The following is a 22,351-nucleotide window of genomic DNA, read 5'->3' as shown; positions in this document are numbered from 1 at the left end:
GAACGTTGCTCCAATGACTGAATTGAAAGCGCAAAACAGTCGTGAGATCAGTCGCCCAGAGGTGGCTCGGTTTGTCTGAACAGTTTCGGGCGTTTCGCTAAGTGGATTTCCGCCTCGATTATGCCGCCACCATCATTGGTGCCAGCGCGTTGAAGTAGGCCTGATCCGGTGTCTGCCGGTCAAGGGATGAATGTGGGCGTCGGCTATTGTAAAAGGTCAGATAGCGGCCGATGCCAGCGCGGGCCTCGGACACTGTTTTATAGGCGTGGAGGTAGACTTCCTCGTATTTGATCGAACGCCAGAGCCGCTCGACGAAGACGTTGTCCCGCCACGCACCCTTGCCATCCATCGAGATGGCGATTTCCGCCTTCTTCAGCACCGTCGTGAAGTCCATCGAGGTGAACTGCGAGCCCTGATCGGTATTGAATATGTCGGGTCTGCCATAACGGGCCAGCGCTTCCTCGACTGCTTCGATGCAGAAGGCTGCCTCCATCGTGATCGACAGTCGCCACGACAGAACCTTCCGGCTGAACCAGTCCACAACGGCGCAGAGATAGACAAATCCGCGAGCCATCGGAACATAGGTCAGGTCCATCGCCCAAACCTGATTGGGTCTGGTAACCGCCAGCTTGCGCAGGAGGTAGGGATAGATTTTGTGCCCAGGTGCCGGTTTCGACGTGTTCGGGCGACGGTAGATCGCCTCGATGCCCATCTTCTTCATCAGCGTGGCGACGTGCAGTCGACCGGTTTGTAACCCTTCTCCCCTCAAGAGCCCTTGCAACATCCGGCTTCCGGCAAACGGGTATTCGAGATGCAACTCGTCGATCCGGCGCATCAGAGCCAGATCGCCGTCAGACACCGGACGCGGCGAATAATAGACACTGCCACGGCTGAAGCCGAGAAGCTTCGCCTGACGCACGACGGACAGCTTGTGCTCGCGGTCGATCATTTCTTTCCGCTCAGCAATCCCGCCTTGCCGAGCGCTCCGGCTAAAAAATCATTCTCCAGCGTCAGCTCCCCGATCTTGGCGTGCAGCGTTTTGACATCGACGGTTGGACCCGTCGGTTCCGCCTTCGCTTCATCGCCGAAAACGCCTGTCGCCCCCTCAAGGAGCTGGTCTTTCCATTGCTTGATCTGGTTGGCGTGCACGTCAAACTGTTGGGACAGTTCCACCAGCGTCTGCTCGCCTCGAATGGCGGCGAGCGCCACTTTTGCCTTGAAAGCCGGGCTATGGTTCCGGCGCGGTCGTCTCGTCATGGTATCTCCTGTTCACGGCATCTAAGCCGAAGTCAGGCAGAAATTCCACTTATCCCCCCTGTTCAAATTTCCCGAGCCAGCTCTCCCCTTCTCGCATTACTACTTGGCCACTTCCAATCCCCTTTGAGACAAAGAAAGCCTCGGACGACTAGGGGAACTGCCGCTGCTGGGCAAAAGCGATGTGTAAACAGGCAGGTTATATGAAGCCCCGATCCGGAAGTTATTTCACCAAGAGCTTCATACCCGCTTACCAAACAACATCGTTAACCCGAACAACGCCCCCGAAACAGCGACGATGGTGAGTGCAATTGAAGGTTCACGCAGATTCACTGCCATTATGGCCGCGACAGCACCCAAGACAGCAATCAGTGCACCTATAACGCGGGCACCCGTCGATCCGTAGAAATGAGTTCGGTGTACTTGTTTCTTGGTCTGCTGTTGCTTCTTTTGCCATTCTTCGAGCGCATTTCGAAATTCGCTGAACAGTCGTTTCCGGTTAGGCAAATCCAACGGACTTACGAGCAGCGTTGGATAACCAGAGCGAACCAGCTTGAGAAGATTGTCATCACCCCAACTCGTCAAGTCAGAAAATGCAATTGGTGCACGGCGTGAAAACTCCAAACCATCGGATGTGACCTTAATCAGATTGCGGGTTGGAAAGACTTTGAAGGTTATAAGCAATGGTACCAAGAGGCCCAGCAGAGCAACTACTCCCGCCATTACCAGCGAACCACGATTGAAAATCACACACAGAAAACTTCCCGCACTCAGCGCAAAGGCAATAGGCACCGCCAATTGATGCCATCGTGTATACACCGATGCGCTAATTCCGTCCGCGCTATTCATGTTTAGGACCTTTCAGAAATGACGTTCGTAAAATTTCGGCACCTTAGATACCAAAGGCAACAACCATCAGGAGGAACACCTGCGCGCCAGTACCAGTTGTGTATTTACGATGCCTATCGCTGGAGCCAGCAATTCGCTTATTTCATGTTTCAGCAACAGGTCGGGCCGCCGTCATGCAACATGACAAGCACACCGACTATCGCTAGTAACTGAAGTTAACCGTCTTAAACAAACTCAAACCAGTTCAGGCTGGGCACTAGGTTTCTGTGAGGTTGATATGGATCATCGGTTTGTCATCGGGGTTTGGAACCACCGCAGCTTGCACGGATTTCGTCCAGCCGACCAATGATCACTGCAATGCCGAAACAAACGGATCCAAGCCCAAATGATATCGTACCAAGTATCAGTCGTTGTACTGACGATGCTTCAACAATGAACAATAACCCAATCAGGATCTGAGCTACTCCGAGAATGAACACGACCATCTTCATTCTTTTTCATCCGACCGTGCTGGTTGGATACTGAACAATAACGGTACGGCGGCTGCAAACCTCTCCACGCCCATCATTTAACAGCGGCGCAATCGAATTTGATGGCATCAATCTCTCCTGAAGCAACATTATATTCACTTACCTGAAGAAATGAGCACATATAAACCTTTTCTTCATTCTGCAGAAACACATAGTTTCCAGTTGACGTTTTGATTTCATAGCCTTTCTCAACAAGATCAAGAATGGTTGGCTTTCGTTCAGCGATGGCTGTGGAAGTTATCGCAAGGACAACACCGAGTGTGGTGAGCAAGATTCTCATTTTATTCCCATAGTAATACATTCGGAATGAACGGTCTTCAAAATAGACCCATAAAATACTTAAAGGCTGTCTTGATTCTGCACAACAGAAAAACAATCGTGCAACTCGAGTTCCCAACGCCGTATCCGCAAAGCCAGCCGTGTTGGGCTGCCTGCATGTTTGTAACGTACTTGCGGATAACGAACCCAGCTATCCGATGGTTCGCCCTGATATCGGATCGACAGCTTCCGGCTCCATTATTTCCGAGAAATGGGCGAACGGCGTTGCGGTCAAGTTCAGGTTACTGACTGACAATCCGCCGCTCAGATGAGGGCCGACGTCTCGGGCGATGGGCTCGAATCAGAATACTGGCGTTGACCCCATCAGACCCGTTGCCCATCATTTATAGCGCCGTCCGACCCAAAGCACCTGAAGGAGAGGTTAGTGAAAATCTCGGCTGATGGGGGAGAAATATGCCAATGCCAAAACCGCCCCCCACAGCGCTGCTGACAATTGCAACACGGCCGTTCCGAAGCCGGACGAGAGCGACGGGCCAAGGAATGGTAGGCCAACGAGCATGACGATGGTCGTACAGACCCCGAGCCATCGCCCCCATTTCTTGAAGAAGAATAAAGACACTGGCGGGATGATTATTGCAGCAAGCGACACTGCTGCCAGAACCAGGAAAACGGCAGGACTGAATACAAACGGAGGCAAAGCCTCCTTGGCATATGCCGCTGCCAGTTCTTTCGAAACCTGCGCTGGAAAATACACTGCATCAACTGCTGTGGCCACAAGCGTTGCAATGTAGGAAAGTATCAAAATGCGGAAACGCTGTTTTGTCATAACATAATCCATTGCAATCATCCTCATACCCATGCAGGCATGCGTTTTGAGCAGGTTTTTTGAAGTGAAAAATCTCCCTATGAACCAAACGGCCTACCATCAGTCTGAAGTTGTAACCGAGGGAAAAGATCTTGCCGCTTTTAAGAGCCTGCGATGTAAACGATCATCGACTGACTTCTCGTCTAATGCCGCTTTTATGGCTCCCTGGCCGGTCGTTCGCGTCATCACGAGACCAAAGATTGCAGCCTCGCTTACCTTTTCGTCGTCAGTCCGCTTCAGGATGGCTATATAGGCGGAGGACAACCGTGGATCATTGTGAAAGCTACTGTTCGTAAGCCTCATTATATCAGTTATCTCTTCCGGATTGTTGGAAGCCTGCAAAGCGGCAAATAACTGTTTCTCACCGGGCTCGCCGGTGGCCCGCAGTGCAGATACAAGTTCGGCTCTCTCCTCAATCCTATGTGCCCGGTTGAATGCATCGGCAAGCGCACTGGCGACGCGATCGCTGCCGTCGGTCTGTTTCCTGACTTTACCGGCGGCGAGGCTCAATTCGACTTCTGTTTGGGCGGAAGTGAGATCTTTCAAGGCAGATTCCAGCAAAGCGTCATTTTTTAAGCCCGCCTTCCCGAGTGTTCGCGCAGCCGACTGACGTGCGCCGGCGTTGTCGGATTTAAGCAAATCCTGCATTTTGGCAATCGACCGTTCACTGAGGTCCGTATCGGCGAGCAAATGTGCCAGATCTCCGCTGAACCTGTCATTGGTGCTGTCGTAGAATGCGTTGTGTACAAGAGGTAGAACCTCTGCCCCCTGATAGACGATTGCTGCCGAAGTGGTGGCTCGCAAGGCTTCGTTTTCCGTTCGCTCCAGCAGGGCGAGTAATCCCGGACCGAATTCGGCGGGATGAGGAGCTACAACGGTGAAATTGGCAAGATTGGCTTCAAGTTGCAGATTTCTCGTTTCAAAAAGAAGTCTTCGGATAAGAGAGACTAGTTCGGGCGGCAACTCGATCGGCTCTCGCTTGAATTTCATCGGACCAACAATTCCGGCAAGGAGATAGGTGACCTCGATACGCTCATCGTCGTCCTTGGCTGCAGCTAGACGTTTTGTCAGACTCGGCAACGCGTTAGGGCCAAGTGCAATAATGCTACGCGTTGCAGCAAAATATGCTTCTTCGCTTTGGGCAGACGTCATTGCATCAAAAGCGTTCTGAACAGACGTTTCAACAGTGTCAGCCCAGGACGGAGCACTCGCCGATAGTAATATTGCAATCAGACAGGCAGTTGAGAAGGGGTGCTTCATAGTTTTTGGGCATTCCTAAATTTGAGTTTCCGAGAGCGGCGATGTGTAGCAAAAATTTCTGCAATCAATTCTGTGGTCCTGAAGGTGGAGCTTTATGCTCGTTGCGCGGCCACAAGGCGATGAACCAGAACAGCCCTGCGACAACGGCGCTGTGAGCCGCCATCGCTGCAAAGCCAAGAATGATCGGCGAAGGGCGCCCGTGATATCCGCCATCAAGCGCGACCATCACACAGCACACGAATAACCCAAGTCCGGCACCGCCAAGGAGCACAGCCCTTAAGCTCAGCCACCCAAGATATCGGGCAACGAAGAATGCAGGTTTTCCGAACATCAATGCGAGTGGATAGCTGAACATAATTATCGGGAAGCCGCGAAAGCCTCCCATGAGGATCATGTTCAGTACACCCGATGCAAGAGGTGACAAGGCAAATCCCAGTATGATCCTTGCGATACCTGTCACGCGCCCACCCCGGAGCATTCGTCCAGCAACGATCTGAAAGCGAGCAGGACCGTGACGCAAACGATCAGCATCCCGCCACTGGGAATGAACGAAAAAGATGTAGCCTGTCTCAGAATGCCCATTCCTATACATACCAGGATTTGAACGCCGGCGACCGCAACTAGGATCGATCTGATTTCGCCACACGCCATCTCAGGCTGAGTGACTGAAATGAGCCGATAATAGCCGTGGACGAAAAGCGGGATGAGGAGGGCGGACAGTGCCAGAGCCGCCAAGTTCAGCAGCCAGGGCGCGTCGGAAAACAATTCCGGAGCGAAGATCAGCGGGACGATGAACAAATAGCCGGCAACGGTACTGGCGAGAAATGGCGGCCAGAGCAGAACCGCCAGCGAAAGTGTTGGCGCTGCTTCACCACCCTTTCCTGATAACAGTGTGTTGGCGACAACGATCATCCAAACAGCCAGAAGGATGACAGGGGTGGCGATCAGCCAGTCCATGGCAGAAACCGCGCCAAAGCGCGTCAGTTCGATTGATGTGACGAGATCAACCGGTAATGCGCCGAGAAGCGGGATCGCCAGAAGCAACCAGACGCCATTGCCCAAATTGGGGAAGCGCGCCATGTCGTTTAGCCAGATCAGCACTGCGGTAGTGCCGACGAATGACACGATTCCGACACTCGTCGCTCCAGGAGATCCATCCACGAGGTCCATGGCCGCCAGTGCGCTCATCATGCCGTATCCCTGGATGGCAGTAAAAAGGAGGACAATGGACTTGATGACTACGCTAATCCGAAAAGCATTTCCCGAAGAGGCAATCTGCCAACGCGCCAAAGGAGGAAAGATCAGTTTCGCAATTTCCGCATGGGCAAGCACAGTGAAGAGCGGCATTACCCCAAGCGCAAAGATTGAGAAACGCACCAGCGCACCGTTAGGAGAGTAAATCGCCTGCTCGGCCAGTACAGACGTATCGATGCCAGGCAAGGGGATTTGCGAGGCGACAAGAACTACGATGACTGCTGCTGTGACCGGTGCAACTGATTGCCATAGCAAGGTCGCCGATCTGTCTGGCGGTAGAGAATCAATACTCATACTGATTATCTTACTCAATGCTCACCACATCTCAACATTAGCCAGAATGTGTGAAGAGTCTGACGGGCATTCTACGCCGATATCTGCTTTGCCAACTCATATGTGCTGGATTATTGTTGAAAGCCACTAACATCGTTCGGCAGAAATTGGCGTTTGTTTTTTCCTGTTCCCCATCTTACTTTGGAGATCAGCCAATTTCGTCATGGATAGCGATTCCAGATATTGGAGGACCAAACAATATTGGCCGCTTCAAAATGAAGGATGGGACAATTGATGGAAGGAAATGAATGTCGAAACTATTGAGACCTTTCGTTTCTCTGGCAGTTTTTGGCGTTCTCGCTGTCACTCCAGTTTTGGCCCAGGAACAGCAGGAAAGCATCGTCTTATCCGTTTCACCGAAAATGGTGCGGTGGGCCGACGTCTATAAAGTACGACCGGAGCGAGCAGATGATCCTTATTATCATGTACGGGTCATTGAGCGGCAAAAGGACTGGAAAGTCTGGCAGTTCAATGAGCTTGCCTTTCATATGGCCGTAACCCCGAAAGCGCTGCAGGCGAGCCGCATCGACAAGAAGGTGAAAATCTACAGTTATAAGGACGTGGAGATTCGTAGCGCGTATCATCGGTGGCTGGATGAGCCAGCAACACGGTCCGAAGTTCCCGTTTGCGATGTTGATATTCTAAGCTGCATTAAAAAATTACCACCGCAACAAACGAGGAGCCGTCCATGCAAGGTTTGATCTATGGCGCGGTTTCATCCGCATTGCTCTGCAGTGCGGCCACCGCCGAAGATACTGGCGGCGTTGCCTTTCAGAATAGACTGGCGGCATGCGTGACGGTCAAAGCCGCAGAAACTGAGACGATAACGAACCTGGTTTCAGTCAGAACCAGTTTTCAATTATACAAGCCAATTGGTGACTGCGGATGTTTCTCTGCGCGGGCAACCTATATGAGCAGCGTCAATATAGGAGGCGTGCGAGAAGTATTACAGCAAGGCGTTATCGTGATCAGTAAGAATGCAACAAAGTCGCTCGTTCTTGCGAGCGAACCTGGACTGGCCGCCAATCGGGAAATCGAGGTCCAGTTGACTTGCGCAGGTCCAACATAGGTCATCATTTCGATATCGACTATACCTCGGCAACGCACCGAAAGGGCCCACAGTGCTTAGAAAATTTGTTCTTTTGGCGATTTTACTAGCAACAACGTTCGGCGTTAGCGGGATGATTAACGGCTGGCCCAAAACCGCGATAACTTGCGGCATCATCGTGTTAATATTGATTGTATTTTTCTTTTTTTTCGAGAATCTAGCGAAAAAGCATTATACGAACAGCGATAGATAAAAGGACAGGTCGCAATTATTTCAAACTATTTCGGCCCGATTTGCGATGTCTTCACATCTGACGGTGGAGGCGGTGAACACATCAAATTTGCCACGCTTAGACGCGGCGTTTATCGGTGAAAGTTTGTACAAGACCAAAGCCATAGCACCGCATTAGCTCCACCAGCTTCCACTTTGTCGCCTTCTATCCTCGCGCATTTGAAAAATCCTGACATAACAGGTGGCGTTGCGCCAATGGCTCAATTTCGCTCCAGTGTACCGCGACCTCATGTGAATGGAAGTAACTCACGCTCATACCCTAATGGTTGACGTGGTATGCGAATATGGCGTTCCAATCAGAATGGAAGATGAGAACAATACCGCTACATGTTCGGGGAAACAGTTTTCCAGGGCCAATTCAGGATGAATACGGTTGTGCGAACTGAGAAGCGAGATAACCAGGCTCTGACCGATCGAGCCCAAGCTGCCGCGCAGGACGCGGGGTTTGGAGGTTGGGAACGTAGTTTGCGTGCCAATCGTCACCATGATCGCGTCTGGATGATTACCGGTCTGGTCGCCGTGTTCGTTGCCCCCTTGCCTTTTCTGGCTGCCGGTTTCTGCTTGCCTGGCCCCTGGTTGGGCAAGCTTTTGAGCCTGAGTGTCGACCTTGCTGTACTGGCGTTCGGACTGTTCGTATCCGCAGGTGTCGCTGCTTAGATCATGTCGGGCACTGGGCTTGCGCATTTCTTTGAAACCGGCCTTGTGTTGGAGCGCACGAAAGGGGAAATACTTGCTTTCCCTTATGACGAAGTGAGCCTGAATTATGTAACCTGGACAGAGAGCACAAATGATGCGCCGCGAAATCAGATCCGACTTTGGGTTAAAATGGCACAGAGTCGGGTGATCATGCTCGATGCAGGATGCAGCTGAGCGCGCGAATGCGTCATGTATCGCGATGCGCTTTCTCCAACACCGCAGACCATTGAAGAACCGCGCCACATGCACCCAATGTGGTGAACTAGAAAGCTTATTGTTGCGCGTGACAGCTGTATTGGACAGTGTCTGGCCATCTGAAGCAACTTAAACTAAGTTCTCAAACCTGCCGGTCTGGCCCCTTCCCCGACATTTAGCCAACTTGTGCCAAAAAGGCTTCTTTGAGGCGATCATCCAATCGAACGACAGAAAGACAAGCCGCTAAGCTGCCGAAGTTTGGTCCCAGCGAAAGATAACTCCTCGGCGCAATCGCCCGAGTTTTGCTAGTCCGTTTCCCACGCGAGACAGTCACACGCCCGGATCCTGGGTTGGTAAAAGATTGAGGCAGACGGCGCTCGTTCAAGGAGATTCACGTCAGAAAAGGCATGATATCTACGCCGTCGCCCGGAAACACAGTGATGTGCGGATGGTCTTGAAACATCCTTGCGGCGGCATCAGCCGTTTCCGCTTCCACGACCAGATAGCCGCAGTACGGATTCACCGCTTCGGTGACACCGTCCTTTGTCACACGCGTCGTCTTGCCCACCATACCGCCGCGATCAAGGATGAACGCGGCATTGCGCTCTTCCCATGCCACCCATTGTGGTATGCCGGCCGCATCGACAGCATCCTGCTCGGCTTTGGACAGGAGTCGAAATGAAGCGAGGTCTTCGGGCTTCATAGTGTAAACAGCGAGAAATCGGGGCACCGGCGTTTCCTCCCTCAGCATTGAACGCTGTCAGTTTACATACTGTGCGTTGAAAAGCACGCCTGTTGTTCGGAGGTGACCGTATGATCACAGTTGCACGGCCGCAATACGGACTTCGTATCAGTCACGAGGACGATCAGAATGGCTCATCGGCTGACATTGCCCGCATGAGAAAGCAGCGGATGATTGGCAGCAATTCTTCGAAATGTGTCTCCAGCAACCAATGGCCTTTTTCTTCCAGGCGCGGATCGCTCAATTGTGTCTGGACTGGATACGAACCCCAAAACATCTCCACGTGCCCGCGGGGGCTCTCGAAATTTCCGGATCGAGAATGACCTTGCTAGGCGTGTGGTCTGGAATCTCAAAACTCCTCAATCAATCCTTCGTAAGTCTTGTTTATCTCTCTCACATCCCGCCGATATTCATCCACGATCCAGTCGCAAATATCGTCAATGACGAATTCGTTCGGTTTAATTGAAGTCACCAAATCACAACGTCTTCCGGTTGTAACCACAACTGAATGCGACGGAACCAGCGAACCGTTAGCTAGCAACGTCGACACGACACTTAGCCAGCCGATAGCATTGCCTTGTCCCATAAGTGCGGCCTGAACAACGACATTGTAATCGGAGAACTGAAGCTCCCGCGCTATCTCTTTGAGCGCATCTCCAGAATACAAATCAGCCCATCTGAACTGCGACCCACTGAGGGTAATCACCTGATTCAAACCCGACCGGGATTGTGTAGAATTTAAGTCGAACGCAGGAGATCGCACAGGCATCAGAAGCTCTGGCATAAGAGGGTAAACTCGATGCCGATCATCCACTTTCGGATCGAACCGCATCGCGATATCGGCGTCGCTAACCGGACAATCGAGTGGACCAATGATCAATTGCCACTGAATCTCTACATCTGGAAATGCTACCTGAAACTTATTCATCCTCGGCATAAACCAATGCGTTGCGAAAGCTCCTGAGACCGATATTCGCACCGTCCGTCGCTTCGTTTGTGCGATTTGCCTTATCCCGGTTAAAACACGTTCTATATTGGAAAAGCTTTTAGAGACTTCAGCAAAGAGATCCCCCCCATGTTCCGTTAGTTCTGCTCCCGTTGGAGTTCGCTTGAAAAGCTGCATACCTAGATGCAGCTCCAATCGTCCGATAGTCCGGCTAACGGCGGGACTTGTTACTCCGAGCTCGCGGGCTGCGTTTGCAAATGTTCCGCACCGGACCGCTGCCTCGAAAGCGACAAGTGCGTTGAGGGATGGAAGAAGCCGTCGAATGTGTGACATTACAAAATGTAACCTCCGAGATGACTATTATTAGAATTGATGAAGTTGTCCCTGGCATCCCAAAGTGGCCAGACAGCTGGCTTTTGCCCGGAACAGGAGAGACAATTTTCATGGCCTTCGAAAATTTTAAAGTTCTGACTTTTGATATTGTGGGAACGTGTATCGACTTCGAGAAAGGTATTCTGGACGGTTTCCGCTCCGCAGGAGGAGATGCTGCAAAGACACTGACTGACGACCAGATTTTCCAGCCCTATCTCAAAGCGAGAGAAAGGTTTCCGGGACGTGCGAGTGAAGTCATGCGCGACGTTTATCTCTACGCTGCCAAGGAACTCGGACTGTCGGACGACAGCGCTGCGGGTGACAAGTTCCATAGCCATTTCTTTGACTTCCCCGCATTCGAGGATTCTGCTGAAGCCCTCAAACGATTGCGCAGACACTTCAGACTGGTTGCCATGACCAATTATGATCGGGTCGGCTTCAGCGCAAACGCGAACAAACTCGGCAATCCCTTTCATGACAGCGTCACTGCTGACGATGCCCAGTATCCGAAACCAGATTCGCGTTTCTTTTCCTACAACCTTGGGCGCCAATCGGCTTTCGGGTTCAAGCAGGATGAAATTCTGCACGTGGCCCAAAGCCAGTATCACGATATTGGCGTCGCTAGAGAACTTGGGTACAAGGTTTGCTGGATCGAGCGCCGAAAGGGTCTCGAGGGTTTTGGTGGAACACCAGTTCCCACGGTTGTAACGAAGCCGGATTTCCATTTTTCGACATTGAGGGAACTCGCTGATGCAGTCGAAGGTGAGAGACAATAACTTGTAAGCAAGCTCAGAGTTTTTCCAGATGCGAGAATTCGCCCTATCTAGATCATTGTGGCGTGAGACTTCAACGCCACCCCTGAACTGCAATACACTGGAAGAGGATATTGCGGCCGACGTGGTCATCATCGGGGGTGGATATACTGGGTTATCTGCAGCAATAACAGCGATCGAACGTGGGTTGAAGCCTGTCGTCCTTGAAGCAGAAGAAGTCGGCTTCGGAGCCTCTGGAAGAAACGGCGGGGTGGTGTCGACGAAGTATCGTGTATCGCTAAGCACCATGGCGCAAGCTCACGGTAAGGAAGTCGCTCAACGCATGAACACGCTCGGTCATGCGGCGATGGATTGCGTTGAAAATTATGTCGAACGGTTTCAGATCCGAAATGCAAATCTTTCCAAAACGGGAAACATTCGCTGTGCGCATAACAAGGCCGCGTTCGCGATGCTCGTGGAAGAAGCAAATACGACCCGAGGCGTATTCGGCGATACGAGTATCACCGTACTTAATGCAAATGAAGTTGCGAGTGAGACGGGGAGCACGCGCTTCTTCGGAGGCGTTTTGAACTCCCATGCCGGCATCATTCATCCTCTCAATTACTGCCGAGGTTTGGCCAATGCAGTGCTCGTGGGCGGAGGCCTGATTTATGAGAACAGTCCTGCTCTTCGTATGATCGAAGAAGGTTCGGAAAGACGTATTTATACGAAAGATGGATCGGTCAGATGCAAACAACTTTTGATCGCAACGAATGCCTACTCTGACATCACCTCTGTTACCAATGATGTGCGAAAGACAATCATTCCGTTTAGAAGCGCAATCATCTCGACCGAAGCGCTGCCTGCCTCTGTTTTTGACGACATTCTTTGCAACAATCGGAGCTACAGCGAGACGCGCCGAATGATGCGCTGGTTCCGACGCAGCGGAGACTCCATTCTTTTTGGTGGGAGAGGCGCATTCGGCAAAAATGACTCTGCTGCCGCTTATTCGACCCTTGCCAAAGCAATGTATGACACCTTCCCGCAGTTGAACGGATACAGGGTCACCAATCGTTGGTCGGGGCTTGTCGCTATGACTATGGACAGCCTTCCTCAAACTGGACTGATAAACAAGGATGTTGCGTTTTCGCTCGGCTACAACGGAACCGGCATTGCAATGTCGAGTCTTCTTGGGCGCTACGCGATTGACCTGTTGCAAGGCGAAAAGCCCGATCTGGCGCTGATGCAGCGCCAGAAGCCAGAAGGCATTCCTTTTTTCTCGATGAGAGCGCCAGCCGTCCGGACAGTAGCAGCTTGGTATCAACTGCTGGATAAAATCGGACGCTAGACACGCGCTCAAAATCCTCAAAGCGGACTGCATATTCTTATTGCGTCCAACATCGCGGAGTGAACGTTCCGACTGGCCAGAGCATCTCCTATCCGATGAAGCTCAAACCCGGGTCTGTCGCGGACAGGTTGGGGCTTTGCGTCAACCATGGTGCGCAGATCGGTCACACCATTGTTCGAAGAACTGGATCGAAGAGCCTCAAAAACTTCGTTGGATGGCACGCTCCCCTGCTCCACAACAACATGATCAATCACAACCGTTTCTGTATCTCGGTTAATGTCGTTCACAAGCGTTGCGACCAAGCGATTGTCCTGGCGATGGACTGCCGTCAAACGCGTTTCAGTTTTGGGATACAGACCGAATTTTAGAAAGAGCTTTTTCCAGCGAACCCGTTCGGCATAAGTCAGCTCTTCGCAGATTTGGGCATCAATCGTGACAAACTGGACCTTGGCGCCCAGATCAATCGCCTTCTCAGCTGCCAAGGGAGCTGGATGTCGTCCGGTACCATCGACGACCAGCACTTCACCCGATAGCTTGGACTGGCCAGCAAGGATATCCCAGGTCGAAACGCACAGATCGCTTCCATGCAGAAGATCGATTTGCGGCATGCCGCCCGTTGCCAACAAAACAACATCTGGGTTCAGCGATCGGATCTCATTTTCATCGAGATAGGCGTTTGTTTGAAGCGACACGCCAAGACGATGGAGTTCGGCTACCCGCCACTCCACGATGCCCATGAGATCACCGCGCCACGATCCTTTCGCCCCAAGAAGAAGCTGACCGCCGAAATCGGACGCCGCTTCAAACAACGAGACCTCATGACCACGTTCGGCGCATATTCTGGCAGCCTCAAGGCCTGCCGGCCCCCCGCCAACCACGACGATTTTACGTTTGCCGTTCTCTGTTTTCGCAAAAACTTGAGACAGGACCGTCTCTCTTCCTGTTGCCGGATTATGAAGGCAAGCAGGACGATGCGGCGACTGGCAATGCGTGGCCCCTACGCATGGCCGGATTTCGCTTTCACGTCCCGACGCGATTTTACTAGCAAGGTATGGATCTGCGATCTGTGCTCTTGTCATGCCCGCCATATCCATTTTGCCTTCACGGATAGCGTATCGCGCGGAAGCCGCATCCGAAATGCGCGCAGCATGGAATACCGGAATGTCGAGTTCTTGGCGGAAGCGCCCAACCGGCTCGACCCACGGTGCGAGTGGCGATCCCATTCCAGGCATAGCGTCTTCGGCAAGTCCACGGGTCGTGTCCATCATGCCGTAGATCGCATTGAAGAAATCGATCCCGCCAATATCGCGAAGTGCCTGCGCGACTTTCAGGGATTCCTCAAAACCCATCCCGCCATCGGGCCCCTCATCGACGGCCATGCGAATACCAACGACGAAATCATCGCCTACGGCCTTCCTGATCGCCTCATGCACCATCAGCGGAAAGCGCATACGGTTTTCAAGCGATCCACCGAAGTGATCGGTTCTGCGGTTTGAAATCGGTGACAGGAATTGTCCGATCATGTGCCCACCGGCATGGGTCTCGATGCCGTCCAGTCCTCCCTCCTTACATCGCAGTGCCGCCGTGGCAAATGCCTTCACAACACGATTAATATCGTTCTCATCCATTTCTCTGGGTATACTACGATGAAGCGTCTCCCGGAGGGGGGATGGCGCAATCATCGCCAACCTGTCGCCACCATAGCTTTCCCCGCGCCGGCCCAGATGGGTGATCTGGCACATGAGCGCTGCACCGTGGCGGTGCATACGCTCGGCAAATTGTTGAAAATGAGGAATGATGTCGTCTGTTCCCACATTCAATTGTCGAAAAACATTCGGGGAATCGATATCAATATTGGACGATCCACCGAACATCGACAACGCTATTCCGCCCTTGGCCTTTTCTTCGTGATATCGTTGATAAGCTTCAAGCGGCATTCCATTGACTTCCAGTCCGCACGCATGGCTGGTGCTCATGATGCGGTTGCGAAGTTCAAGGTGCTTGAGTTTCAGCGGCTGTAGCAGTGGGTCATTTTTGACACTGTTGGAGGCTTGCTGGTACATCGCTTTTCCCTTTAGCTAATAGAACCCCGTTCACACCAAGCGGTCGGCTTGGTATGTTCCAGATGCTACTGATGATTGTCGTGTCGTTTTAAGCTTAGAATATCTGACTTAAGAACTGTTGGGTCCGAGGATCCTTTGCTGAGGTAAAGAACTCTTTCGGCGGTGCATGTTCTACGATAACGCCTCGATCTGTGAAGTATATGTGATCGGCCACTTCGCGTGCAAAGCCCATTTCATGGGTAACCAGAATACAAGTCATCCCGTCGGACGCGAGTTCTTTTATAGTCGCCAACACTTCCTTAACAGTCTCGGGATCGAGCGCTGCGGTAACTTCGTCGAAAAGCATAACGTCAGGACGCATGGCCAGACTTCGCGCGATGGCCACACGTTGCTGCTGGCCACCTGACAACTGACCCGGATACTGGTTTTCCTTGCCGGTAAGCCGAACTTTTGCAATCAAGGAGCGCGCTCGTTCCTCAACTTCCTGTTTCGGCTCGCGCAGAACCTTGATCGGTGCCATCATCACGTTCTGCAAGACTGTCTTATGCGGAAACAGATTGTACTGCTGAAAGACTATTCCAACTTTTCGCCGCAATGCGAGTTTGTCGAGCTTCGGGTCATTCACCTCCTGTCCGTCAACGATTATCGATCCCTTTTGCACTGGGCTTAGACCATTGATGCAACGAATAAGAGTGGATTTACCCGATCCAGACGGGCCTATGATGCAGATCACCTCACCTTTTCGAACGTCAAGGCTGATCCCCTTGATAACTTCCAGATCGCCATATGCCTTGTGCACGTCCTTTAAAGAAACCAGAGGGCGCGCATCGATGTTCTTTTTAGGCAGCATATCTTTTCTCCAGTTTCCTTGTCAGGAGCGCGATTGGATAGATGTACGCGAAGAACAAACAGAGTAAGAACAGGTAGAACGGAAAGAGAAACTCCGGCCGTCCGCCAGACGCTTCCATTGCAGCCTGCGCATTGGCAACAGACTCTCTTACGCTGAAAATCGATGCCATCGGAGTAGAGAGAGTGAGAAGCGCATACCAGTTCATCCAAGGCGGAATTGAACGCCGGAAACTCTGCGGCAGAATGATATTCCAAAGCGTTTGAACACGGGTAAACCCAAGACTTTCGGCCGATTCCCATTGTCCTGACGGAATGGAACGAACCGCGCCGCGGACGATCTCGCTTATGTTACCCATTACTGGAAGTGCGAAAGCGACCGTTGCTTTCATCCAACCCGGGAACGGTATTACAATCCCGCCCGGTAGACGAAAATCCTCAGGCATCATGTACATGGTGATAAAGAGAATAACGAGCCAAGGCGAGTTTCTAAGCAGATGCGTTACCAGACGGGCCACGGTGCTTACCGGCCTGAACAAACTGATCTGCATCAGACCCAGAAAGATTCCGAGAACTGTCGCCAAAGCCATCGCTAGAAAACTCATATAGAGGTTCAGCAAAAAGCCACGCAAGATAAAGGGAATCCAACCGAAAAGTGTCTCGACTGCTGTTGGCGTTTCGGCATTCGTTGTTTGTGCATAAGCGATGCACAGCGACCCGAAAAACACTGCGAAGAGAATAATTCCGTATCGCAAAGAAAACGCGGTAGAAAAGGCCGCTACTCCATATTGCGAAGGAACGATTGTGAAAGCGCGCCTATTCATGTCCATACCCCGGAAGTGCCAAACGGCGCTCGAGTGTATGCAGGAACCAGGCCAGAATACTCACAACGGCCACATAGAAAAGGAAAAGCACGAGAATCATTTCAGGGACGTTGATGTTGTCCGACCAAACCTGATTGAGGACATAGGTCATCTCTGGAACGGCGATAACATAGGCGAGCGAAGTTGTTTTGGCCAAGCTCACCAGATTATTCGTCAACGCTGGCAGGCTAATCCGAAAAGCCAGTGGGAGTGTTACATACATATAGATTTGCCAGTTCGAAAAGCTGAGGCTTTCAGCGGCCTCTTTTGTTGTTTCAGGAACGGCTTCCAGGCCTGCCCGGAATATCTCGACGTTGAACGCCCCGCCAAAGATACCGAGCGAGATTACTGCCCACCCAAAGGAAGAAATGATAGGCTCATAATATCCCCCCATATCCACGGCCGGCGTGAACGCACCCAGACCGAAATAGAAAAACAAAAGCTGGATCATCGGAGGTGTATTTCGAAACGCCTGGATATAGGCATCGACCGCCACGCGAATAATCGCATTTTTTGACGTTTGTGCCCAAGCTCCTAAAACGCCGATCACTAGCGATAACAAGATGGAAAATGCCATGAGCCGCAGTGAAATCAACGCTCCTTCGAGAAAGCGGCTGAACTCGTAGTCGTCATAGAAGACAATAAAGTTCAAGCCCGCAGTCTCGTTCAGATTGCGGAAGAAACTTGATATATATTCGATCATCATCACTCCGAGCTACTGCTGATCAGAAAGTACGAGCCTCATTCTTTTGGCTCGAGGTAAGCGGTATCCCAATGGAGTTTCTTATTTTGCTCAGTGAACCATTCAGACGGTGCAACTTTCCATTTCTTGGCAAGTTCAATGAGCGTACCATCAGCTTGCCAACGGTATGCCATGCCCGCCATGAACACGCCCCAGCCCTTATCACGTTCTTCAAGAGGGACAGCTGCAGCCCAAGGGTTGTTATAGAGTGCTTGAACTGGCATCTCGTAATCCTGCCACTCCGGTGTCTCCAGATCAGCCATAATGCTGACGTCATCGTAGACCCAGGCAATACAACGTCCGGCGCGCAGGGCTTCCTTACCTTCGGCATTTCCGGTAAATGCAATCAGCTTAGCTTTCAATTGCCGTTCGACTTGTTGATTATAATAGTTTCCCTGCTTTCCGCACACTGGCTTTCCCGCAATATCGTCCCAACTTTTGATGACACCTTTCTTGGCAAGCAAGGTCGGTCCCGACGCCCAGTAGGCAGGTTCAATGATGCCAATGACTTTGCGACGTTCCGCGGTATCGTACATACCACCGACAATTAGATCGATCCGGTTCTGTTGGAGGAACTGCATGCGGTTTGCAGACGTAATAATGACAGGCTCGAGTTTGACACCTAGTGCATCCGAGACGCTTTTGGCGAGATCAACTTCGATGCCTTGAAGATTGCCGTCTGCGCCTGGAAAAGACCAGGGCTTAAACGCCCCTTGCAAACCAACACGGAGAGTACCGCGCTCCAGGATTTCCTTCAACCGCTCGCCTTCGGCATGAGCTTGACTTGCAAAAAGCGAAATCGCCATAGAAAGCGTGGAAACTGCCACCAAAGCAAGATTTTGATGTCTGCGCATACCCATTTCAGTTCACTCCTCTTTTTTGTTTCGTTATGATTTTGCAGGTTCTCCCGAACGGTGAATTTCCCGTTGGAATTGAAGAAACCTGTCTACTTCCCGCTCAATCTGTTCGGGCTCCCATCCTAGCAGATCGGCAATTTCATTGGCTGCATGTGTGGCAGTGGCCCGGTCTATGTGCCGCCCCCAACCGATGCCGCTGCGTGTATAGAAGATACCTCTCAGATCATGGGCGTGTTCGTGCGATACGTAGTGTCGAAACGATGGTGTGCTCGCATCCGTGCCTAGCGGCGCATGCGTGCGTTGCATTTGGCATTTTTGCCGATGGCGCCGTACAGGAATGTTTGCATCTACCGTGGCCAGGAGCTCTCTTCCTGCGCTCAGGTGGCTCATGACCGGCCCGGCTGTCATCGCAAAAATTCCCGGGTAGCCCCTTCCCTTCAAATCATGGATTTGCCTAACTCTGTCGCCGTCGGGGTTTTGGGGATTGAAGGTCAACGGTCGCACACCAGCCCAGGTAAATTCGACATTCCGCCTCGTCAGGTTGAGAGCGGGGAGAAGAAAATTGATTTCATCGAGTAGAAAATCGATATCGTCGTCATCTGCGCTGACGTTACTGGCATCAGATTCGAAATAGGTTTCCGTCGGGCCAATATGATAAAGTTCATCCTTGAACGGCAGACAATAAATGGGCATCCCCAATCTGTTGAGCGCCGCCACCCCGTGCCCATGGTAATATTCAGGCAAGCGAACAACGATATGGGCGCCCTTCGTCCCATGAATTAGACGATCGTTCTCTCCTTTGAACACGGGCTTTAGAAGGTCGTCTATCCATGTTCCTGCTAGATTGAGAATGATCGGTGCAAATACACTGCTTGTTTCACGATCTGCAGAGCTAAGATCAACCTGCCAAAAACCCTCAGTGTTTTTTTCCCTAATGCTGGCGCTAGTGTACAAACGAATGTCAGCGCCGAGTTCTTCAGCTTCAATAACTGCATCGACGCAAAGCCTATCAGGCCAGTCAATTATATATTCGCGGTAAGTCGCTATAGACCGCAGTTGATTTCGATCACGTAGATCCTTTGCTAGCGGCACAGAGGTGTCAAAGTTGCGCTTATGCCGTTGGTACTCCAGTGGCAGACGGCCCGATCCGAGGCGCTTCAAGAGCGAAAATCCAATATCCAGGTGCCATCCACGCAAGTCATCCGCTTCGTATAAGGGAAAGCACATTTTAAAGGGCTTGCATCGTTCCGGCCGGAGGCGCACCAGTTCTTCTCGTGCGTTCATTGCATCACGAGCCATGGAAACCGCATTCTTCAACTTATAAGGTGACAATGCGAAAGTGCGGACCGGCTGCTTGGTCTCAAAGTATCTGAGACCACAGTGCAATATTCTGGACGACCTGCTCGATGCGCCATTTGCGAAATCACCCTTTTCGACAAGCAGAACCTTATAGCCAGCGGCGCAGAGTTCGCGGACAGCGCTGGTACCGTTTATACCGCCACCTATGACGATCACGTCATAACTTTGGGCCCGCGCAGTCTCCATGTTCATTTAGCTGTTCCCCTCCTCTGCATCCGGCGAGTACATCAGCTAATTCGGAATGCTCAAAATAGAAAAATCGGCCTCCATTATGCGGTAAATGCATAATGATTTAGGAACGGGGAAATTCCTGACACTTAACAATTCTTGTCAGTTAAAAATGCGGCAACTTCGCCAACACTGCGTCTCGTTCGCTGAACAAAAGGTCGAGAAGTGCTCCCGACACGCGACTTTGTGGACGGGAATAGGGACGAAGTAGCGCCACGTTGAAGGGTATTTTCGGCAGGAATGGCACCAATTTTACACGCTCATCCAATTGGTGAATGGCTGTGTAAGGGTCTATTAGCGCGACGCCCAGTCCAATTTTGGCAAATTCGTATGCGGCAGCAGAAATTGTCGTTTCATAAGCTGGGTCGAGTTTTTCACCCGACGCGCGGAACGCTTGTGTAATGATCGGGCCGGCAGCGGTGAATGAGGCGAACGAAACAAATGGCACGTTCCGAAGATCCGGAGGTTCAATTTTGTCACGGTTGGCTAGATGATGGTCACATGGCACCGCAGCAATATATGGAGCATCGCTGAAAACTTCTGTTTGGAAGCCGGATCTGCGGAATGGGAGTTCAGCGAGACCGAAATCTAGTTGCTGTGACGCAGCCCACTCTTCGATCTTGGCAGAAAGACGTATATTCAGCTGAACACGTGTCTGGGGCCAGTTGGCTTTAAACTTCTTTAGTGCCTGGGGCATGAAACTTATCCCAAGGGCTGGCATAACAGCGGCAGTAACGCGACTGGTCTCACCTTCAGCAACCGTTGCCGCAAAATTTCTCAGAGAATCGAGAGACGTATAGGCTCGATCGATTTCATCCAGAAGAAGGTGCGCAACCGATGTCGGCGTAATCAGTCCTTTTCTTCGCTCAAATAGAGTGACACCCAATTCGGTCTCAAGCTTATTCAGAAGCCGGCTGACGGCGGGCTGACTTCTCCCGATAAGTTCGGCAGCCGCACTCACCGTTCCAGTTAACATCACTGCCCGGAAGGCTGAAAAGTAGATGAGGTTCATCCCTACTTCCCAGTTCTGTTTTCCTGGCTTTTTCATCAGATATCATCCCGACATTTTAGTTGCGGCACACACTCGCCTACAACAGTGCCAAGGGCAAACGAAAATAGCGGCAACAACCACGCTAAAAGCTTGGTTCCTGCAGCCAACTCAACGACAGCAGATCGCACCTTGCCCGTCAGTATGCAGTTTGACGGCGTTTAACCGATAACCGCCCAAATATGTTCCTTCATTATTGCTTCATTCAGTTCAACTCCGAACCCAATCTGTTGGGAGACCGGAAGACTTCCATTCCTGGCCTTTGCGTCAAAGGATACGGTAGCCACTTCGATATATCCGGGTATGTCAGCCCAGTAAGGGAAATGTTCCTGAATATAAAAATTGGGCAAGCATGCGCTCAGATGGGTTGCGATGTTGGCTGCAACAGAACTTCCACACACATGCGGTTGAACCTTCAACCCGTAAGCGTCAGCCATAGCCGCAATTTTATGAACCTCAGCAAAACCTCCCGCATTGCCTATGTCCGGCTGTAATATACTGATCACGCGCTTCTCAAGAAGGTCACGGAACCCCTGTCTGAGATAGTGCCGTTCCCCGGCCGCAATCGGAATATCAATTGATGGAGCGACTTGAGACAAGGCACCGAGGTCACCCGGATCAGTGATTTCCTCCACAAACTCGATATCGTATTCTTTCGTGCGCTCGCAAAACCGCACAGTATCTGCGACAGAAATTCCACCACCGAAGTCAAGCATTAGTCTGATATCTGGTCCCACCGCTTTTCGCACATCGCGCACTAACTCGATTCCAGCAGTAACTGCGTCGAAATTGTCAGAATATCGTCCACGTGGATGTCGCAACGTTCCGTTCGGCTGTATCTGTGCCAGCGGATACATTTTCAGGGCATGATGACCATCGTCGACTGCATCAGCAGCTTTCTTGATCAGATCTAACTTAGATTTGGCTCCGAAGTACCAACCGTTCGCATAATAGTTCAATTCATCGCGAATTTTCCCGCCAAAAAGTTCGTATACCGGTACATTCAATGCTTTGGCTCGAATATCCCATAAGGCTTGCTCAATGGCGCTCATCCCTGCACATGCTATTCCGCCGGGATTCTTTAGCCAGAACGCCTGGTCATATATATCCGAAACGATCCGGTTGATGGTCAGCGGATCACCCCCCAGCAAAAACCGTTCGCTGAGTTCTGTAATCATGCCAGCTGCGGCTGTACCTCCGCTTCCATATGAAATAGCGGCCTCGCCTAATCCTGATATGCCTTCATCTGTGTGAATTTGCACCAGAACCGGCTTCAAGCCCTGTCCACGCACATAGTAAACGTTGACGGACGTGATTTTCATTTTCCCATA

General features: G+C 51.5%; 22 protein-coding genes. 5 read left to right on the top strand and 17 right to left on the bottom strand.

What is annotated here, in order from left to right; all coding sequences use genetic code 11:
- Positions 1-118: 118 nt before the first annotated feature.
- The 7 genes from CQZ93_RS15280 to CQZ93_RS15240 all read right to left on the bottom strand — a co-directional run bounded on the left by CQZ93_RS15280 (position 119) and on the right by CQZ93_RS15240 (position 6,603).
- Positions 119-1,257, bottom strand: a protein-coding gene (locus CQZ93_RS15280) for an IS3 family transposase (protein WP_105541261.1) whose coding sequence is annotated in 2 segments (ribosomal slippage) — positions 119-990 and positions 990-1,257 — 1,140 coding nt in all. Because the reading frame shifts where the segments join, the coding sequence is not laid out codon by codon here.
- Positions 1,258-1,494: 237 nt separating this feature from the next.
- Positions 1,495-2,103, bottom strand: coding sequence for a hypothetical protein (locus tag CQZ93_RS15270; protein WP_105543512.1), 609 nt, complete (start codon positions 2,101-2,103; stop codon positions 1,495-1,497).
- Between the two features lie 564 nt (positions 2,104-2,667).
- Positions 2,668-2,913, bottom strand: coding sequence for a hypothetical protein (locus CQZ93_RS15260; protein ID WP_105543510.1), 246 nt, complete (start codon positions 2,911-2,913; stop codon positions 2,668-2,670).
- 420 nt (positions 2,914-3,333) lie between these two features.
- A complete protein-coding gene (locus CQZ93_RS15255) occupies positions 3,334-3,759 on the bottom strand; it encodes a hypothetical protein (RefSeq protein WP_146114454.1) in 426 nt (141 codons plus the stop codon).
- Positions 3,760-3,837: 78 nt separating this feature from the next.
- Positions 3,838-5,037 carry a hypothetical protein gene (locus tag CQZ93_RS15250; RefSeq protein WP_105543508.1) on the bottom strand — a complete coding sequence of 400 codons (1,200 nt, stop codon included), beginning with the start codon at positions 5,035-5,037 and terminating at the stop codon, positions 3,838-3,840.
- 64 nt (positions 5,038-5,101) lie between these two features.
- A complete protein-coding gene (locus CQZ93_RS15245) occupies positions 5,102-5,497 on the bottom strand; it encodes a hypothetical protein (protein WP_286153672.1) in 396 nt (131 codons plus the stop codon).
- Complete coding sequence (locus CQZ93_RS15240; protein ID WP_210201102.1) at positions 5,494-6,603, bottom strand: preprotein translocase subunit SecY; 1,110 nt, start codon at positions 6,601-6,603, stop codon at positions 5,494-5,496. The genes CQZ93_RS15245 and CQZ93_RS15240 overlap by 4 nt, the downstream gene beginning before the upstream one ends.
- A 269-nt stretch (positions 6,604-6,872) precedes the next feature.
- On the opposite strand from CQZ93_RS15240, the gene CQZ93_RS15235 reads away from it, so the two are divergent.
- The 3 genes from CQZ93_RS15235 to CQZ93_RS26385 all read left to right on the top strand — a co-directional run bounded on the left by CQZ93_RS15235 (position 6,873) and on the right by CQZ93_RS26385 (position 8,620).
- Positions 6,873-7,325, top strand: coding sequence for a DUF5086 domain-containing protein (locus CQZ93_RS15235; RefSeq protein ID WP_105543505.1), 453 nt, complete (start codon positions 6,873-6,875; stop codon positions 7,323-7,325).
- Complete coding sequence (locus CQZ93_RS15230) at positions 7,313-7,693, top strand: DUF2195 family protein (RefSeq protein WP_105543504.1); 381 nt, start codon at positions 7,313-7,315, stop codon at positions 7,691-7,693. Before CQZ93_RS15235 ends, CQZ93_RS15230 begins: the two co-directional genes overlap by 13 nt.
- Positions 7,694-8,428: 735 nt before the next feature.
- Positions 8,429-8,620: a hypothetical protein gene (locus CQZ93_RS26385; protein ID WP_146114453.1), complete on the top strand. Its 192-nt coding sequence runs from the start codon at positions 8,429-8,431 to the stop codon at positions 8,618-8,620.
- A 625-nt stretch (positions 8,621-9,245) separates the two neighbouring features.
- Here the strand turns inward: CQZ93_RS26385 and CQZ93_RS15210 are convergent.
- Positions 9,246-9,584, bottom strand: coding sequence for a hypothetical protein (locus CQZ93_RS15210; RefSeq protein ID WP_181153405.1), 339 nt, complete (start codon positions 9,582-9,584; stop codon positions 9,246-9,248).
- Between the two features lie 361 nt (positions 9,585-9,945).
- The gene (locus tag CQZ93_RS15205; RefSeq protein ID WP_105543499.1) at positions 9,946-10,875 is read right to left on the bottom strand and encodes a LysR family transcriptional regulator; all 930 of its coding nucleotides are present in this window, start codon (positions 10,873-10,875) and stop codon (positions 9,946-9,948) included.
- Between the two features lie 110 nt (positions 10,876-10,985).
- Here CQZ93_RS15205 and CQZ93_RS15200 point away from each other — a divergent pair, with 110 nt between their 5' ends.
- Both CQZ93_RS15200 and CQZ93_RS15195 read left to right on the top strand, forming a co-directional pair.
- A complete protein-coding gene (locus tag CQZ93_RS15200) occupies positions 10,986-11,690 on the top strand; it encodes an HAD-IA family hydrolase (protein ID WP_105543498.1) in 705 nt (234 codons plus the stop codon).
- A gap of 28 nt (positions 11,691-11,718) precedes the next feature.
- Positions 11,719-13,014: an NAD(P)/FAD-dependent oxidoreductase gene (locus CQZ93_RS15195; RefSeq protein WP_105543497.1), complete on the top strand. Its 1,296-nt coding sequence runs from the start codon at positions 11,719-11,721 to the stop codon at positions 13,012-13,014.
- Between the two features lie 17 nt (positions 13,015-13,031).
- Here CQZ93_RS15195 and CQZ93_RS15190 read toward each other — a convergent pair whose 3' ends face one another.
- The 8 genes from CQZ93_RS15190 to CQZ93_RS15155 form a co-directional block, all read right to left on the bottom strand.
- Positions 13,032-15,077, bottom strand: a complete 2,046-nt coding sequence (locus CQZ93_RS15190) for an NADH:flavin oxidoreductase (protein WP_105543496.1) — start codon at positions 15,075-15,077, stop codon at positions 13,032-13,034.
- A 94-nt stretch (positions 15,078-15,171) separates the two neighbouring features.
- The gene (locus CQZ93_RS15185) at positions 15,172-15,927 is read right to left on the bottom strand and encodes an amino acid ABC transporter ATP-binding protein (protein ID WP_105543495.1); all 756 of its coding nucleotides are present in this window, start codon (positions 15,925-15,927) and stop codon (positions 15,172-15,174) included.
- The gene (locus CQZ93_RS15180; protein WP_105545157.1) at positions 15,917-16,747 is read right to left on the bottom strand and encodes an amino acid ABC transporter permease; all 831 of its coding nucleotides are present in this window, start codon (positions 16,745-16,747) and stop codon (positions 15,917-15,919) included. The genes CQZ93_RS15185 and CQZ93_RS15180 overlap by 11 nt, the downstream gene beginning before the upstream one ends.
- Positions 16,740-17,489 carry an amino acid ABC transporter permease gene (locus tag CQZ93_RS15175; RefSeq protein ID WP_105543494.1) on the bottom strand — a complete coding sequence of 250 codons (750 nt, stop codon included), beginning with the start codon at positions 17,487-17,489 and terminating at the stop codon, positions 16,740-16,742. The genes CQZ93_RS15180 and CQZ93_RS15175 overlap by 8 nt, the downstream gene beginning before the upstream one ends.
- A gap of 38 nt (positions 17,490-17,527) precedes the next feature.
- Positions 17,528-18,388, bottom strand: coding sequence for a transporter substrate-binding domain-containing protein (locus CQZ93_RS15170; protein WP_339561727.1), 861 nt, complete (start codon positions 18,386-18,388; stop codon positions 17,528-17,530).
- Positions 18,389-18,415: 27 nt separating this feature from the next.
- Complete coding sequence (locus CQZ93_RS15165) at positions 18,416-19,936, bottom strand: FAD-dependent oxidoreductase (RefSeq protein ID WP_286153665.1); 1,521 nt, start codon at positions 19,934-19,936, stop codon at positions 18,416-18,418.
- Positions 19,937-20,078: 142 nt separating this feature from the next.
- On the bottom strand, positions 20,079-21,020 hold the full coding sequence (locus tag CQZ93_RS15160; RefSeq protein ID WP_286153663.1) for a LysR substrate-binding domain-containing protein: 942 nt from the start codon (positions 21,018-21,020) through the stop codon (positions 20,079-20,081).
- Between the two features lie 161 nt (positions 21,021-21,181).
- Positions 21,182-22,342, bottom strand: a complete 1,161-nt coding sequence (locus tag CQZ93_RS15155; protein WP_105543492.1) for a mandelate racemase/muconate lactonizing enzyme family protein — start codon at positions 22,340-22,342, stop codon at positions 21,182-21,184.
- Positions 22,343-22,351 lie beyond the last annotated feature (9 nt).

The sequence above is a fragment of the Ochrobactrum vermis genome, from assembly GCF_002975205.1.
GTDB classification, from domain to species: domain Bacteria; phylum Pseudomonadota; class Alphaproteobacteria; order Rhizobiales; family Rhizobiaceae; genus Brucella; species Brucella vermis.
This window is presented reverse-complemented; position numbering and strand designations above follow the sequence as displayed.